The organism is Micromonospora sp. CPCC 206060 (assembly GCF_036906895.1).
GTDB lineage: Bacteria > Actinomycetota > Actinomycetes > Mycobacteriales > Micromonosporaceae > Micromonospora.
Map to the genome: position 1 here is coordinate 1 of NZ_JBAKHU010000065.1, position 17,859 is coordinate 17,859.

Consider the following 17,859-nt stretch of genomic DNA (forward strand, 5'->3'; position numbering starts at 1 on the left):
GGAACTCGCCCTGCACGCCGGTCACCGGGTGGGTTGCGACACCCTGGACGAGCTGACCCTCCAGGCGCCACTGGTGCTGCCCGCCTCGGGCGCGGTACACGTCCAGATCACCGTCGGCGAAGCCGACGCGCAGGGCCGCCGGCCACTGAACGTCTACTCCATGCCGGAAGGGGAGCAGGCGGAGTGGACCCGGCATGCCACCGGTGTGCTGACCCCGGCCACCCCGACCGCACCCGCCGAGCTGACCGCGTGGCCGCCGGCCGGCGCCGAGCCGGTCGAGCTGACCGAGCTGTACCCGCAGCTCGCCACCGCCGGACTCGGGTACGGGCCGGTGTTCCAGGGCCTGCGGGCCGCCTGGCGGCACGGGGGCGACATCCTCGCCGAGGTCGCCCTGCCGGAGGGCACCAGCGCCGAGGGCTTCGGCCTGCACCCGGCGCTGATGGACGCGGCCCTGCACGGGGTCGCCCTGACCGGGGCGACCGAGCAGGCCGGCCTGCCGTTCGCCTTCACCGGGGTCACCTTGCACGCCACCGGCGCGACCGGGCTGCGGGTACGGATCACCCCGGCCAACGGCGGCGTCTCCCTGCTGCTGGCCGACGGGGCCGGTCTGCCGGTCGCCTCGGTCGCCGCCCTGGCGACCCGGCCGGTCAGCGCCGAACAGTTCACCGTCCGGGACACCCGGTACGGCTCGCTGTTCCAGGTGGAGTGGACCCCGGTCCAGCCCGGCACGCCGGTCGCCACGGACGACTGGGCGCTGCTCGGCTCCGGACTCGACAACCTCGGGCTGCCCGCGCCGGCGTACCCGGACCTGGCCGCCCTGACCGCCCGGGACAGCGCGCCGACGGCGGTGCTGGCGGCGGTGCCGGCGGGCCCGGCCGGTCTCCCCGGCCCGGCCGTCCGTGACCTGCTCGTGCTGCTCCAGGGTTTCCTCGCCGACGAGAAGCTGGCCGGTGCGAAGCTGGTGCTGGTCACCCGGGGCGCGGTCGTGACCGGCCCGGACGCGGACGTCACCGACCTGGCCGCCGCCGCCGGGTGGGGTCTGGTCCGGTCCGCCCAGTCGGAGAACCCGGACCGGATCGTGCTGGTCGACGTCGACCACGACTCGTCGCTGGTCATGCTGCCGGAGGCGCTCGCCTCCGGGGAACCGCAGCTCGCCCTCCGCCAGGACGGCATCCTCGCGCCCCGGCTGGCCCGCGCGGCCCAGCCGGAGCACCCGTCCACGCCGGAGTGGCACAGGGACGGGACGGTGCTGGTCACCGGCGGTACCGGTGGCCTGGGCGCGCTGTTCGCCCGGCACCTGGTGACCGGCCACTCGGTCCGGCATCTGCTGCTGACCAGCCGGCGCGGCCCGGCCGCCCCCGGTGCGGCGGAGCTGGTCGCCGAACTGGAGTTGCTGGGCGCCACGGTCACCATCGCCGCCTGCGACGCGGCCGACCGCGACGAACTGGCCGCCGTGCTGGCCGCCGTACCGGCCGGACAGCCGCTCACCGGTGTGCTGCACCTGGCCGGTGTGCTCGACGACGGGGTGGTCACCTCGCTTACCCCGCAACGGATCGACGGCGTACTCCGGCCGAAGGCCGACGCCGCCTGGAACCTGCACGAACTGACCCGGGACGCGGACCTCGCCGCGTTCGTGCTCTTCTCCTCCTCGGCCGGCGTCTTCGGTGGCCCCGGCCAGGGCAACTACGCCGCCGCGAACTGCTTCCTGGACGCCCTCGCCCTGCACCGCCGGGCGAACGGGCTGCCGGCGCAGGCCCTCGCCTGGGGCCTCTGGGCACCCGTCGCGCAGACCAGCGGCATGGCCGGTGAACTGACCGACGCCGACATCGAGCGGATGGCCCGGGGCGGGCTGCGCCCGCTCGCCGCCGACGAGGGCCTGGCCCTCTTCGACGCGGCGCTGGCCGGCGGGGCCGTGACCCTGGTGCCGCTCTCGCTGGACGTGGCCACGCTCAACTCCTCCACCGGGGGCGGTGCGGTGCCGGCGGTGCTGCGGGGCCTGGTGCGCAGCCGGCGGCGGGCCGCCGCGAGCGCACCGGCCGCCACCGACCTGTCCCGCCGGTTGGCCGGGCTCAGCGACGCCGAGCAGGGCAAGCTCCTCTCCGGTCTGGTCTGCGCCCAGGTCAGCGACGTGCTCGGCTACTCGTCGGCGTCCGCCATCGACCCGAACCGGCCGTTCAAGGAGATCGGTTTCGACTCGCTGACCGCCGTCGAGCTGCGTAACCGGCTCGGTACGGTCACCGGGCTGCGGCTGCCCGCCACGCTGGTGTTCGACTACCCGACCCCGGCGGCGGTGGCCGAGCACGTCCGTGCCGAACTGCTCGGCGCGGCACCGGAGGAGGTCACCACCGGTCCGGCGCTGGTCAACGACGACCCGATCGCGATCGTCGGCATCGCCTGCCGGTACCCGGGCGGAGTCAGCACCCCCGAGGACCTGTGGCGCCTGGTCGCCGAGGAGCGGGACGCGATCAGTCTCTTCCCGACCGACCGGGGCTGGGACGTCGAGGCGCTCTACGACCCCGAGTCGCTGCGCTCCGGCACCAGCTACACCCGGGAGGGCGGTTTCCTGCACGACGCCGCCGAGTTCGACGCCGCGTTCTTCGGCATCTCACCCCGTGAGGCCCTGGCCATGGACCCGCAGCAGCGGCTGCTGCTCCAGGCGTCCTGGGAGGCGTTCGAGTCGGCCGGCATCGACCCGGTCTCCGCGCGGGGCAGCCGCACCGGCGTCTTCGTCGGCGTGATGTACCACGACTACGGCTCCAGCCTCCAGAACGCGCCGACCGACGAGGTCGCCGGCTTCCTCGGTACCGGTGGCGCCGGCAGCGTCGCCTCCGGCCGGGTGTCGTACGTGCTGGGGCTGGAGGGCCCGGCGGTGACCATGGACACCGCCTGCTCCTCCTCGCTGGTCGCCACGCACATGGCGGTCCAGTCGCTGCGTACCGGCGAGTGCAACCTGGCGCTGGCCGGTGGCGTCACCGTGATGGCCACCCCGGGTACCTTCGTCGACTTCTCGGCACAGCGCGGACTCTCCCCGGACGGCCGGTGCAAGGCCTTCGCGGCCGGCGCCGACGGGACCGGCTGGGCCGAGGGCACCGGCATGCTGCTGCTGGAACGGCTCTCCGACGCCCGGCGCAACGGGCACCCGGTACTCGCCATCGTGCGCGGCAGCGCGCTCAACCAGGACGGCGCGTCGAACGGTCTGACCGCGCCGAACGGCCCGTCGCAGCAGCGGGTGATCCGCGCCGCGCTGGCCAACGCCGGGCTGACCACCGCCGACGTGGACGTGGTCGAGGCGCACGGTACGGGCACCAAGCTCGGTGACCCGATCGAGGCGCAGGCGCTGATCGCCACCTACGGGCAGGGCCGGGCCGACGACAACCCGCTCTGGCTGGGTTCGCTGAAGTCGAACATCGGCCACACCCAGGCGGCGGCCGGGGTCGGCGGCATCATCAAGATGGTGCAGGCCCTGCGGCACGGCGTACTGCCGAAGACGCTGCACGTCAACGAGCCGTCCCCGCACATCGACTGGTCGGCCGGTGCGGTCGAACTGCTCACCTCCAGCCGCCAGTGGCCGGCCGTGGACCGGCCACGGCGGGCCGCGGTCTCCTCGTTCGGCTTCTCCGGCACCAACGCGCACATCATCCTGGAGCAGGCCCCGGCCGAGGTCACCCCGGCCGCCGCGCCGGAGCCGGCCGACATCGTGGTGCCGTGGACGCTCTCCGGGCGGACCGCCGAGGCCGTCCCGGCCCAGGCCGCGAAGCTGCGGGCGTACGCCGAGGCGAACCCGGAGCTGTCACTGCGGGACATCGGTTTCGCGCTGGCCACCACCCGTTCGGTGCACGAACACCGGGCGGTGGTCACCGGTGCCGGTCGGGACGAACTGCTGCGCGCCCTGGCCGACCTGTCCGGCGGCACGGCAGCCGCCGAGGTGGTCACCGGTTCGGCCGGTACGGACACCCGGGCGGCGTTCCTCTTCCCCGGGCAGGGCTCCCAGTGGCTCGGCATGGGGCTGGACCTGCTGGAGTCGTCGCCGGCCTTCGCCGCCCGGATCGCCGAGTGCGAGGCGGCGCTGAGCGAGTTCGTCGACTGGTCCCTGACCGACGTGCTGCGCGGCGGCGAACCCGGCCTGGACCGGGTGGACGTGGTGCAGCCGGTGCTCTGGGCGGTCATGGTGTCGCTGGCCGAGGTGTGGCGGTCGTACGGCGTCGAGCCGGCCGCCGTGGTCGGCCACAGCCAGGGGGAGATCGCGGCGGCCTGCGTGGCCGGCGCACTCAGCCTCAGCGACGCGGCCCGGGTGGTGGCGCTGCGCAGCCAGACGATCCGCCGGCTCGCCGGCCGGGGCGGCATGGTCTCCGTCGGCCTGCCGCTCGCGCAGGCCGAGGAGCTGATCGCCCGCTGGGACGCGCGGCTGTCCATCGCGGTGGTCAACGGCACCGCCTCGGTGGTGGTCTCCGGTGAGGTCGCCGCCCTGGACGAGCTGATCGCCCACTGCGAGGGCGCCGAGATCCGGGCCCGCCGGATCGCGGTGGACTACGCCTCGCACTCCGCCCAGGTGGAGGAACTGGAGGAGGAACTGCTGGAGGTCCTCGCCCCGGTGGCGCCGCGCAGCACCGACGTGCCGTTCTTCTCCACCGTGTACGGCGAGTTCATCGACACCGCGACCATGGACGCCCGGTACTGGTACACCAACCTGCGGCAGACCGTCCGGTTCCTCGACGCGGTCCGGGAACTCGCCGGGCAGGGGTACGGCAGCTTCCTGGAGATGAGCCCGCACCCGGTACTCACCATGGCCGTCCAGGAGACCCTGCACGAGCTGGGCAGCCCCGCCACCGTCACCGGTACGCTCCGGCGCGGCGAGGGCGGCCTGCGCCGGGTGTTCACCTCACTCGCCGAGGCGTACGCCGGAGGACTGCCGATCGACTGGCGGCCCGCGTACGGCGCCACCGCGAAGCGGGTGCCGTTGCCCACGTACGCCTTCCAGACCCAGCGGTTCTGGCTGCTCGGCGGCGGAACCCAGGGCGCCGGGGACGTCGGCTCGGTCGGCCTCGGCGCGAGTGACCACCCGCTGCTCGGCGCGGTCGTCGCGCTGCCCGACTCGGACGGGCTGCTGCTCACCGGCCGGGTCGCCACCGGCCAGCCGGACTGGCTGGTCGACCACGCGGTCAACGGCACGGTCCTGCTGCCCGGCACCGCCTTCGTCGACCTGGCCCTGCGGGCCGGTGACGAGGTGGGCTGCGACCTGCTGGAGGACCTGACCCTGGAGGTACCGCTGGTCCTCACCGACGGCGGGGCCGCGCAGCTACGGGTCGCGGTCGGCGAGCCGGACAGCGCCGGCCGCCGCACGGTCACCATCCACTCCGGCCGGGAGACCGCCGGGTCGGGTCGACCCGAGGAGTGGATCCGGCACGCCACCGGCACCCTGGCCCCGGGCGCGCCGCTGCCCGCCGCCGGTCCGGCCGCCTGGCCGCCGGCCGGTGCGGTACCGGTCGACGTGGCCGACCTGTATCCCCGGCTGGCGCTGGCCGGCCTGGAGTACGGGCCGGTGTTCCAGGGTCTGCGGGCCGCCTGGCGGGCCGGTGACGAGCTGTACGTCGAGGTGGAGTTGGAGGAGGGCACCGGCACGGACGGCTTCGGCGTCCACCCGGCGCTGCTCGACGGCGCCCTGCACGGCATCGGCCTGGCCGAGGCCGACGGTGCCGCCGAGGCCGGCCGGCCGAAGCTCCCGTTCGGCTGGCAGGGCGTCACCCTGCACGCCACCGGGGCCACCCGGCTGCGGGCCCGGCTCCGGCCGACCGGGGTCGACACGGTGGCGCTGGAGCTGACCGACGGCACCGGCGCGCCGGTGCTGACGGTCGAGTCGCTCTCCGTCCGGGCCGTCTCGCCGCAGCAGCTCGCCTCGGCGGGCGCGGCGTACCACGAGTCGCTGTTCCGGGTGGACTGGGCGGCGGTCACCCCGCCGGCCGGCGCGGTCCCGTCCACCGGCAGCTGGGCGGTACTCGGCGACGACAACCGCGTCGTCGACGTGCTCACCGGCGCCGGTATGCAGGTGGCCGCCCACCCCGGACTGGCCAGCCTTCAGGAGGCGGTGGACGGCGACGGCCGTACCCCGGTCGTGGTGCTGCACCGCAAGGTGACCGCGACGGCCGACGGGATGGCCGCCACGGTCAAGGCAACCGTGCAGCAGGCCCTCGCCCTGGCCCAGGACTGGCTCGCCGACGAGCGGTTCACCACTTCCCGGCTGGTACTGCTGACCTTCGGCGCGGTGGCGGTGGCCGAGGGCGAGCAGCCCGATCCGGCGCTCGCCGCGGCCTGGGGTCTGCTCCGCTCCGCCCAGTCGGAGAACCCCGACCGGTTCGTCCTGATCGACTCCGACGACAGCGACACCTCGCTGGCCGCGCTGCCCGCCGCCCTGGCCAGCGGCGAACCGCAGCTCGCCGTCCGGGACGGGCAGTTCACCGCACCACGACTGGCCAGGGTGCCGGTGAGCATCGAACCGGCCGCGCGGGACTGGAACCCGGACGGCACCGTCCTGGTCACCGGCGGTACCGGTGGCCTGGGGGCGCTGTTCGCCCGGCACCTCGTCACCGAGCACTCGGTCCGGCACCTGCTGCTGACCAGCCGGCGTGGCCCGGCCGCCCCGGGCGCGGCGGAACTGGCCGCCGAACTGGAATCGCTGGGCGCGACGGTCAGCATCGCCGCCTGCGACGCGGCCGACCGGGACGCGCTGGCCGGGCTGCTGGCCGGCGTACCGGCCGGACACCCGCTCACCGCCGTGGTGCACTCGGCCGGTGTGCTCGACGACAGCGTGGTCGCTGCGCTGACCCCCGGTCAGCTCGACACCGTGCTGCGGCCCAAGGTGGACGCCGCCTGGAACCTGCACGACCTGACCCGGGATCTCGACCTCGCCGGCTTCGTGCTCTTCTCCTCGGCGGCGGCGACCTTCGGCAACGCCGGGCAGGGTAACTACGCGGCGGCGAACGCGTTCCTCGACGCGCTCACCGTGGTCCGCCGGTCCGCCGGTTTGCCCGCCCAGTCCCTCGCCTGGGGCCTGTGGGCGCGCAACCTGGCCGTCGGTACGGCCGGGGACGGCATGACCAGCCAGCTCACCGAGGTGGACGTGCAGCGGATGGCCCGCAACGGGCTGGCCCCGCTCACCGAGGCCGAAGGGCTGGCGCTGTTCGACACCGCGCTCGGCGTCGACCTGCCGGTGCTGGTGCCGATGCGGCTGGACGTGGCCGCGCTGGCCGGTGCCGCCGCATCCGGTTCCGGTTCCGGTTCCGGTTCCGGTTCCGGTTCCGGTTCCGGTTCCGGGTCCGGTTTCGGGGAGGTACCTGCCCTGCTGCGGGGCCTGGTCCGGGTACCGGCCCGCCGGGCGGGCGGGGCCACCGACGGTGCGGCGCTGCGGCAGAAGCTGACCGCGCTCGCCCCGGAGGAGCGGCAGGAGGCGCTGCTGAAGCTGGTCCGGGAGCAGATCGCCGTGGTGCTCGGCTTCGCCTCCGGTGAGGAGATCACGCCGAGCCGGCCGTTCAAGGAGTTCGGGTTCGACTCGCTGCTCGCGGTCGAACTGCGGAACCGGCTCGGCAACACCGTCGGGCTGCGGCTGCCCGCCACCCTGGTCTTCGACCACCCCACCCCGGACCACGTCGCGCAGTTCCTCACCGCCGAACTGGGCGGGGAGGGCAACGGGGAGGCTGCGGTCCAGGCCCTGGTCGCCGAGATCGACAAGCTGGAGGCGGCGCTCGCCGCCCTGGCCGACGACACCGTCCGCAACCGGCTGGCGGTCCGCCTCAAGGACAGCCTCGCCAAGCTGACCGCAGCACCGGACGCGCCGGCCGCCGAGGATCTCGACTCGGCCAGCGACGACGACCTGTTCGCCCTGATCGACAACACCTGAGGTGTAAGGAAGGGCCCCTTCTTATCGCTTTTGGTAGAGGAAGGGGCCCTTGTTAACGCGACGCACGAGAAGACGGTGGGGTGTCCGCAGCACGCGGACACCCCACCGTCTTCATGGCCCGGCCTCGTCAGCCGACGTTGGTCAGCCGAGGTTGGTCAGCCAGCTCCGCATCACCTTCACGAACCGCTCCGGCTCCTCCAGGTGCGGCAGGTGGCTCGACTCCTCGAAGACCTCCCACTCCACCATGTCGATCTCGTCGTAGAACGGCTGCACGGTGGCCGGGGTGGCCTCGTCGTACCGGCCGCTGATCAGCAGGGTGGGTGCATTGACCGCGCCGAGCCGGCCGACCACCGACCAGTCCCGCAACGTACCGATGACATGGAAGTCGTTGGGACCGTTCATCGTCGAGTAGACCGTCGGGTCGTTCTCCAGGGCCATGAAGGTCGCCGCGAGCTCCGGCGGCAGCGGTTCGGTACGGCAGACGAACCGTTGGTAGTAGGCGAACGCCGCCTTGCGGTACTCCGGGCTGTCGGTCGTCCCGGCCGTCTCGTGGCGGGTCAGCGTCTCCTGCACCTCCGGCGGGAGTTCGGTACGCAACCGGGCCGCCTCGGAACGCCACAGCGGCATCGAGGCGGGGGAGTTGGCGATGACCAGCCCGCGCAGTCCCTCCGGATCGCGGATCGCGTGTTCGGCCGCGAGCATGCCGCCCCAGGACTGCCCGAACAGGACGTAGTCCTCGGTGATGCCGAGATGGTCGAGCAGATTGTCCAGCTCGGCCAGGAAGAGCGGTACCGTCCAGAAGTCGGCGCCCCGCTCGGGCAGGTGGGTGGACCGGCCGTTGCCGAGCTGGTCGTAGTGCACGACCGGCCACCCGTCGGCGGCCAACCCGGTGAGACTCAACAGATAGTCGTGGGTACTCCCCGGGCCGCCGTGCAGGACCACGAGTGGGGGATTGCCCCATTCAAGGTCGCCGGTGACCCGATACCACGTGTGGCCCTCGTCGAAGGGAGCATTTCCCTCTACGCTCGGCGGTGCGAACATTCTCTGTCCCTCTGTTGTTTCGGGTCCGAAGTGATTCTGCGGCAATCCTTTGTTACGTACGGATGGTGCTGACGCGACCGGCTGCGTCCTGCCGCCGTACGGGTCCGGTGGTGGCCGGTCCCGATGTAGCGTACGTCCCCGAAAGCCTTGCGGGCAGGGCGTCTCGTGTCTCACTGCGCACACCCGATCACGCCCTGACGAGGTTAGGGGCGAGTTGTGGGGAGCCTAGGGGTTTCTCCGATCCGGGCCTCTGAATAAGGGTTTCCATGGGCGGATATCGCTCAGGCGTGCGCGCCGGGTGGTATTGCGCCGCCTGCTGAGCCGACTGCCATACGTCGGGCAGAAAAGGTCGTCCGCGCAACTGTCGACTTTATGAGGTGTATGAGAGACATGGCCACCGAGGACAAACTCCGCGAATACCTCAAGCGGGCGGCTGCCGAACTGCAGCAGACCCGGCAGCGACTGTCCGACGTGGAGAGCAGGAACGCAGAGCCGATCGCCATCGTCGGTATGGCCTGCCAGTACCCGGGCGGCGTCCGCAACCCCGACGACCTGTGGCGGAACCTGCTCGACGGCGTCGACGGCATCGGTGCCTTTCCCACCGACCGGGGCTGGGACCTGGAGTCCCTGCACGGCCCGGACGCCGACCCCCGGGGTGCCTCCTACGTCCGCGAGGGCGGCTTCGTCGACGGGGCCGGTGACTTCGACCCGACCTTCTTCGGTATCTCGCCCCGCGAGGCCCTGGCCATGGACCCGCAGCAGCGCCTGCTGCTGGAGTCGTCCTGGGAGGCGTTCGAGTCGGCCGGCATCGACCCGGTCGACCTGCGGGGCAGCGACACCGGGGTCTTCGCCGGGCTGATGTACCACGACTACGCCACCGACGTCCGGTCTGTACCGGAGGGCGTCGAGTCCTTCCTCGGTACCGGTACCTCCGGCAGCGTCGCCTCCGGGCGCATCTCGTACGTCTTCGGGCTGGAGGGCCCGGCGGTGACCGTGGACACCGCCTGCTCGTCGTCGCTGGTGGCACTGCACCTGGCGGTGCAGGCCCTCCGCGCCGGGGAGTGCTCCCTCGCCCTGGCCGGTGGCGCGAGCGTGATGGCCAGCCCCAACACCTTCATCGACTTCTCCCGGCAGCGGGCCGCCGCCCCGGACGGGCGGTGCAAGCCCTTCGCCTCCGCAGCCGACGGCACCGGCCTGGCCGAGGGCGTCGGCGTACTCGTGCTGGAGCGGCTCTCCGACGCGCAGCGCAACGGGCACCGGATCCTGGCCGTGGTGCGCGGCTCGGCGGTCAACCAGGACGGTGCGTCGAACGGTCTGACCGCGCCGAACGGTCCGTCGCAGCAGCGGGTGATCATGTCCGCGCTGGCCAATGGCCGGCTGGAGCCGGCCGACGTGGACGCGGTCGAGGCGCACGGTACGGGTACCAACCTGGGTGACCCGATCGAGGCGCAGGCGCTGCTGGCGACCTATGGGCAGGGGCGTCCTGCCGATGCGCCGTTGTGGTTGGGTGCGGTCAAGTCGAATCTGGGTCACACGCAGGCGGCGGCGGGTGTTGCCGGGGTGATCAAGATGGTGCAGGCGATGCGGCACGGTGTGTTGCCGAGGACGCTGCACGTGGACGAGCCGTCGCCGCACATCGACTGGTCGGTGGGCGCGGTGGAGTTGCTGACCGAGGCGCGGGAGTGGCCGGCGGTCGACCGGCCGCGCCGGGCGGGTGTCTCGTCGTTCGGCATTTCGGGTACGAACGCACACGTCATCCTGGAGCAGGCGCCGGCCGAGTCGGAGGCTGTCGTCGAGGAGTCCCCGGAGCCGGTCGGCTCGGGCGCCGTCCCGTGGGTGCTCTCCGGTCGTACGCCCGAGGCGGTCCACGCCCAGGCGGTGCGGCTACGTGAGTTCGTGGACGCGCGTCCGGAGCTGTCCGCGCGTGATGTGGCCTGGTCGCTGGTCAACACCCGGTCGGTGTTCGAGTACCGGGCGGTGGTGGCTGGTCGTGAGTTGACTGAGCTGGCCGCCGGTCTGGCCGATGTCTCCCCGGTTTCGGTCAGCGCAGATCCTCTCGGTGCGTTGTTCACTGGTCAGGGTTCGCAGTGGGTGGGGATGGGTCGTGGTCTGTACGACGTGTTCCCGGTGTTCGCATCGGTGTTCGATGCGGTGTGCGTTGAGCTTGACCCGTTGCTGGGTGTCTCGGTCCGTGACGTGGTGTTCGACGGCAGTGGGGATCTGGATCAGACGGGTCTGACCCAGCCGGCGGTTTTCGCGGTTGAGGTGGCGTTGTTCCGGCTGGCGGAGTCGTTCGGTGTGAAGCCGTCGGTGTTTGTGGGTCATTCGGTGGGTGAGATCGCTGCCGCGCACGTGACGGGTGTGCTGTCGCTCGCTGATGCGGCGAGGCTGGTGGCGGCTCGTGGTCGGTTGATGCAGGCCCTACCCAGTGGTGGGGTGATGGTGTCGGTGCAGGCCACCGAGGCCGAGGTCCTGCCGCTGCTGGCCGGCCGGGATGACCAGGTGGGTGTCGGTGCGGTCAACGGCCCTACCTCCGTGGTTATCTCCGGTGCCGAGCCGGCGGTGGAGGAGGTCGCCGAACACTTCCGTGAGCTTGGTCGGAAGACCAAGCGGCTGTCGGTGTCGCATGCGTTCCATTCGCCGTTGATGGCGCCGATGCTGGACGAGTTCCGCACGGTGGTCGCCGGGCTGACCTACAGCGTTGTGGACACCACTGTTGCGTCGACGGTGACCGGCGAGTTGACCACGGCGAGTGTGTGGGCGGATCCGGACTACTGGGTGGAGCACGTCAGGGCGGGTGTCCGCTTCGCCGATGCGGTGACCGCCGCGCACGCTTCCGGTGTGGTCACGTTCGTGGAGATCGGTCCGGACGCGATCCTGACCGCGCTGACCGGCCAGATCCTGGCGGATGTCACCGCGATCCCGCTGGTCCGCAAGGACCGGGACGCCGCGCTGACCTTCACCACCGGCCTCGGCTCGCTCTGGGCCCGGGGCATCAGCGTCGACTTCTCCGCCCTGCTGACCGGCGGGAAGCGGGTCGAGCTGCCCACCTACGCGTTCCAGCACCAGCGGTACTGGCTGGAGGCCACCGCGAGCGTGCCGGCCGACCCGACCGGGCTGGGCATGACCGCTGCCGAACATCCGTTGCTGGCGGCGGCGATGACGCTGGCCGGGGCGGACGAGCATGTGCTGACCGGTCGGCTGAGTGTGGCGACGCATCCGTGGTTGGCCGATCACCAGGTGATGGACACCATCGTCCTGCCCGGTACCGCGCACGTGGAACTCGCCCTGCACGCCGGTCACCGGGTGGGTTGCGACACCCTGGACGAGCTGACCCTCCAGGCGCCACTGGTGCTGCCCGCCTCGGGCGCGGTACACGTCCAGATCACCGTCGGCGAAGCCGACGCGCAGGGCCGCCGACCGCTGAACATCTACTCCACCCCGGAGAGCACCAACGGCGAGCACACGGAGTGGACCCGGCACGCCACCGGCGTACTCACCCCGGCCACCCCGGCCACCCCGACCGCACCCGCCGAGCTGACCGCCTGGCCGCCGGCCGGCGCCGAGCCGGTCGACGTCGACACGCTGTACCCGACGATGTCCGGCCTGGGCCTCGGCTACGGACCGGTGTTCCAGGGCGTCCGGGCGGTCTGGCGGGCCGGTGACGACATCCTCGCCGAGGTGGAACTCCCCGAGGGCACCAGCGCCGACGGCTTCGGTCTGCACCCCGCCCTGCTCGACGCGGCCCTGCACGGCCTGGCGCTGGCCGGTACGGACGATGGGGCGGCGCACCTGCCGTTCGCGTTCGCCGGGGTGACCCTGCACGCCACCGGCGCCACCACCCTGCGGGTACGCCTGACCCTGGTCGACGCGGACACCGTGCGGGTGCTGGCCACCGACCCGGCCGGGGCGCCGGTCGCCACCGTCGACTCCCTGCTGCTGCGCGCCTTCTCGGCCGATCAGCTCCGCCCGGCCGCCGGCATCCCGAACTCCCTCTACCAGGTGCAGTGGTCCCCGCTGGCCGAGGCGCCGCCGGAAACGCCGGTCGCCAGCGTCGACACCACCGACGCCACCGGCACCGGCCCGGCGCCGGTCGTGTTCACCCTGCCGGCCGGTACCGGCGACACCGTCGTCGACACCCACGGTGCCGTGCACGAGGCGCTCGCCACCATCCAGCAGTTCCTCACCGACGAGCGGTACACCGACAGCCGGCTGGTGGTCGTCACCCGGGGCGCGGTCGCCGTCTCCCCGGACGAGCAGGTCACCGACCTGGCCGGGGCGGCGGTACGCGGTCTGCTGCGGTCCGCGCAGGCCGAACACCCGGACCGGATGATCCTGCTGGACCTGGCCGGCACGGCGGAGGTCGAGCCGGTGCTGTCCGCCGTGCTGGCGGCCGGTGAGCCCGACGTGGCGGTCCGCGCCGGCCGGCTCCTCGCGCCCCGACTCACCCGGTTCACCGAGCCCGCCGGGCACATCAACGAGCCCGCCGGACAGGGCGAGAAGGGCTGGCACACCGACGGCACCACGCTGGTCACCGGCGGCACCAGCGGACTCGGTGCGCTCGTCGCCCGGCACCTGGTCGCCGTGCACGGGGTACGCCGGATCATCCTGCTCAGCCGGCGCGGCGTCGCCGCCCCCGGCGCCACCGATCTGCTCGCCGAGTTGACCGGCCTGGGCGCCGAGGTGTCCATCGCCGCGTGCGACGTGGCGGACCGGGCGGCGCTGGCCGAGGTGGTCGCCGGGGTGCCGGACCTGGCCGCGGTGGTGCACGCGGCCGGCGTACTCGACGACGGGGTGATCGACGCGCTCACCCCGGAGCGGGTGGACCGGGTCCTCGGCCCCAAGGTCGACGCCGCCTGGTACCTGCACGAGCTGACCCGGGACCGCGAGCTGAGCGCGTTCGTGCTCTTCTCCTCGGCGGCCGGGGTGCTCGGGAACGCCGGTCAGGCCAGCTACGCGGCGGCAAACGCCTTCCTCGACGCCCTGGCCGCCGTACGCCGGTCGGCCGGGCTGCCGGCGGTCTCCCTGGCCTGGGGGCCGTGGCAGCAGGGCATGGTCGACGGGCTGCGGGACGTGGACAGCCGCCGGATGACCGGTACCGGATTCGGTGCGTTCACCGAGGCGGAGGGGCTCGCCCTGCTCGACGCGACGGTCACCGCGCCGGTCGCCGCCCTGGTCCCGGTCAAGCTGGAACTGGGCGTGCTGGCCCGGCGGGCCGACGCCGACGAGCCGCCGCACCTGCTGCGCGGGCTGATCCGTTCCTCGGCCCGGCGGGCCGCCGCCCGCTCGGCCGGCGGTTCGGACCTGGTCCGTACCCTCGCCGGCCGGACCCCGGCCGAACGGGCCCAGGCGGTGCTGGAGCTGGTCCGGGTCGAGGTCGCCTCGGTGCTCCAGTACGGCGCCGCGACCGCCATCGAGCCGGGCCGGGCGTTCAAGGACTTCGGCTTCGACTCGCTGACCGCCGTGGAGCTGCGCAACCGGCTCGGCCGGGCGACCGGGCTGCGCCTGCCGGCCACCCTGGTCTTCGACTACCCGTCCCCGGCCGAGTTGGCCGCCCACCTGCACGCGGAACTCTTCGACGGCCGGGTCGAGCCGACCCCGGTGGTACCCACCCGGTCGGCCAGCGACGAGCCGATCGCGATCATCGGCATGGCCTGCCGTTACCCGGGCGGCGTCACCGACGCGGAGCAGCTGTGGACGCTGCTCGCGGCGGAACGCGACGCGATCGGCCCGTTCCCCACCGACCGGGGCTGGGACGTGGAGCGGCTCTACGACCCGGACCCGGAAGCGGCCGGCAAGAGCTACGTCAACTCCAGCGGTTTCCTGCCCGACGCCGCCGACTTCGACGCCGCGTTCTTCGGCATCTCACCCCGCGAGGCCACCGCGATGGACCCGCAGCAGCGGCTGCTGCTGGAGACCTCCTGGGAGGCCATCGAGGACGCCGGGATCGACCCGGTCACCCTGCGCGGCAGCCAGACCGGGGTGTTCGCCGGTTCGATGTACCACGACTACGCGACCGGCCTGCCGTCGGTGCCGGAGGGGGTGGAGGGTTTCCTCGGTACCGGTACTTCCGGCAGTGTGGTCTCCGGCCGGGTGTCGTACGCGCTGGGCCTGGAGGGCGCGGCGGTCACCGTGGACACCGCCTGCTCGTCGTCGCTGGTCAGCATCCACCTCGCGGCCCAGGCGCTGCGGCAGGGGGAGTGCTCCCTGGCGCTGGCCGGCGGCGCGACCGTGATGGCCACCCCGACCTCGTTCATCGAGTTCTCCCGGCAGCGGGCGCTCGCCCCGGATGGCCGGTGCAAGCCGTTCGCCGCCGCCGCCGACGGCACCACCTGGTCCGAGGGGGCCGGTGTGCTGCTGCTGGAACGGCTCTCCGACGCCCAGCAGAACGGCCACCGGGTGCTCGCGGTGATCCGGGGCTCGGCAACCAACCAGGATGGTGCCTCCAACGGGCTGACCGCCCCGAACGGCCCGTCCCAGCAGCGGGTCATCCGCGCCGCGCTGGCCAACGCCGGGCTCGCCGCCACCGACGTGGACGTGGTGGAGGCGCACGGCACCGGTACCCCGCTCGGCGACCCGATCGAGGCGCAGGCGGTGCTCTCGGTGTACGGCCGGGACCGCGCCGCCGACCGCCCGGTCTTCATGGGTTCGCTGAAGTCGAACCTGGGTCACACGCAGGCCGCCGCCGGGGTCGGCGGGGTGATCAAGATGGTGCAGGCGTTACGGCACGGCATGCTGCCGAGGACCCTGCACGTCGACGAGCCCACCCCGCACGTCGACTGGAGTGTCGGTGCGGTCGAACTGCTGACCGAGGCCCGCCCGTGGCGCCGGGGCGACCGGCCCCGCCGCGCGGCGGTGTCCAGCTTCGGCTTCTCCGGCACGAACGCGCACGTGGTACTGGAGGAGGCGCCGGCCACCCCGGAGCCCGCACCGGCGACCGACCCCGGCACCGGGGCGCCGGTGCCGGTGGTGCTCTCCGGCCGGACCCGGGAGGCGCTGGCGGCCCAGGCCGACCGGCTGCGGGCGTACCTCACCGGGCAGCCGGAACCGGTGCTGACCGACCTCGCCTTCTCGCTGGCCACCACCCGATCCGCCTTCGACCACCGGGCGGTGGTGCTGGCCACCGGCCGGGACGACCTGCTGCGCGGTCTGGGGACCGTCACCACCGGCGGTACGGCCGACAGCGTCACCGCCGGCCGGGTCACCGCCGGCGGGCTGGCCCTGCTCTTCACCGGCCAGGGCGCCCAGCGGGCCGGCATGGGCCGGGCGCTGTACGAGACGTTCCCGGTCTTCGCCAAGGCGTTCGACGCGGTCTGCGCCGAGCTGGACGCCCACCTGGACCGGCCGTTGCGGGAGGTGGTGTTCGCCGAGCCGGACAGCCCGGAGGCGGCCCTGCTGGACCAGACCGGCTGGACCCAGCCGGCCCTGTTCGCCGTCGAGGTCGCCCTGCACCGGCTGGTGGAGGCGTGGGGCGTACGCCCCGACCACGTCCTCGGCCACTCGATCGGTGAGATCGCCGCCGCGCACGCCGCCGGGGTGCTCACCCTCGCCGACGCGGCCCGGTTGACCGCCGCCCGGGGCCGGCTGATGCAGGCCCTGCCGGCCGGCGGGGCGATGGTGTCGGTCCGGGCCACCGAGACGGAGGTGCTGCCGCTGCTGGTCGGCCGCGAGGATCTGGTCAGCATCGCCGCGGTCAACGGACCCGAGTCGGTGGTGGTCTCCGGTGTCGAGGAGGCGGTGGCCGAGGTGGCCGCCCACTTCCGGGAACTGGGCCGCAAGACGAAGCAGCTCACCGTGTCGCATGCGTTCCACTCGCCGCTGATGGCCCCGATGCTGGACGAGCTCCGCACGGTCGCCGACCAGATCCACTACCACCCGCCGCAGGTGCCGCTGGTCTCCACGGTCACCGGCCGGGTCTGGCCGGCCGGCGAGGAGCCGCCGGGCGCCGGGTACTGGGTGGAGCAGGTCCGCTCGGCGGTGCGGTTCGCCGACGGGGTACGCGCCCTGCACGACGCCGGGGCCACCACGTTCCTGGAGATCGGCTCGGACGGGGTACTCACCGCGCTGGGCGAGGGCTGCCTGACCGGGGCGAAGGACGTCACGCTGGTCGCCGCGTCCCGACGGGACCGGGACGAGCCGGAGACCCTGGTGCGTGCCCTCGGCGTGCTGCATACCAGGGGAGTCCCGGTGGACTGGGCGGCGTTCTTCCCGGGCGCCCGCCGGGTGCCGCTGCCCACCTACGCCTTCCAGCGGCAGCGTTACTGGCTGGAGTCGGGCAACCTGTGGGAAGCCGGCGCCACGGCCGCCGAGGCGGAGTTCTGGGCGGCGGTGGAACGCGGGGACGCCGACGAGGTGACCCGCAGCCTCCAGCTCGACGAGGCCCAGCAGGAGGCGCTGCGTACCCTGCTGCCGGCGCTGGCCCAGTGGCGGCGACCGGCGGCCCCGGCCGAGGCGGAGGCGACCCCGACCGACGCGGCGACCGCCGAGGAGGAAGCCCAGGAGGGCATGGACCCCCGGCTGGCCGAGGCCCTGGCGGCAGTACCACGGTCCGAGTGGGTCGGCATCCTCACCGAGATGATCCGGGGCCAGATGGCGGTGACCCTCGGGCACGACGACCCGGAGGGCATCGAGGTCGACGCCGACTTCATGGATCTCGGCTTCAACTCGCTGACCTCGGTCGAGCTGCGTAAGCGGGTCAGCATCATCACCGGCCTGGAGAACCTGCCGATCGCCCTCATCTACGACTACCCGACCGCCGAGGAGATGGCGGAGTTCCTGCGGGACGAGCTGATCGCCGCGCAGGAGGACGACGAGGACGACGACGACGATTTCTGACCTCGACCGCCCGTCCCCGGCCCCCGGTTCCGCCTAGGGGAGCCGGGGAGGGGCTAGGGGTTCTCTGACCCCGGCTCGTACCAGAGAGTTCT

At 73.3% G+C, this 17,859-nt stretch carries 2 protein-coding genes and 1 pseudogene; 2 read left to right on the forward strand and 1 reads right to left on the reverse strand.

What is annotated here, in order from left to right; translation table 11 throughout:
• On the forward strand, positions 1-7,891 hold a 7,891-nt coding region (locus V6U90_RS27015; protein WP_442933681.1), incomplete at its 5' end, for a type I polyketide synthase.
• A 141-nt stretch (positions 7,892-8,032) separates the two neighbouring features.
• On the opposite strand, the gene V6U90_RS27020 is transcribed toward V6U90_RS27015, so the two are convergent.
• On the reverse strand, positions 8,033-8,932 hold the full coding sequence (locus V6U90_RS27020) for a proline iminopeptidase-family hydrolase (protein WP_334442377.1): 900 nt from the start codon (positions 8,930-8,932) through the stop codon (positions 8,033-8,035).
• A 408-nt stretch (positions 8,933-9,340) separates the two neighbouring features.
• Between V6U90_RS27020 and V6U90_RS27025 the strand changes: the two are divergent.
• Positions 9,341-17,767, forward strand: a pseudogene (locus tag V6U90_RS27025) (SDR family NAD(P)-dependent oxidoreductase); the annotation flags it as partial.
• Positions 17,768-17,859: the final 92 nt, after the last annotated feature.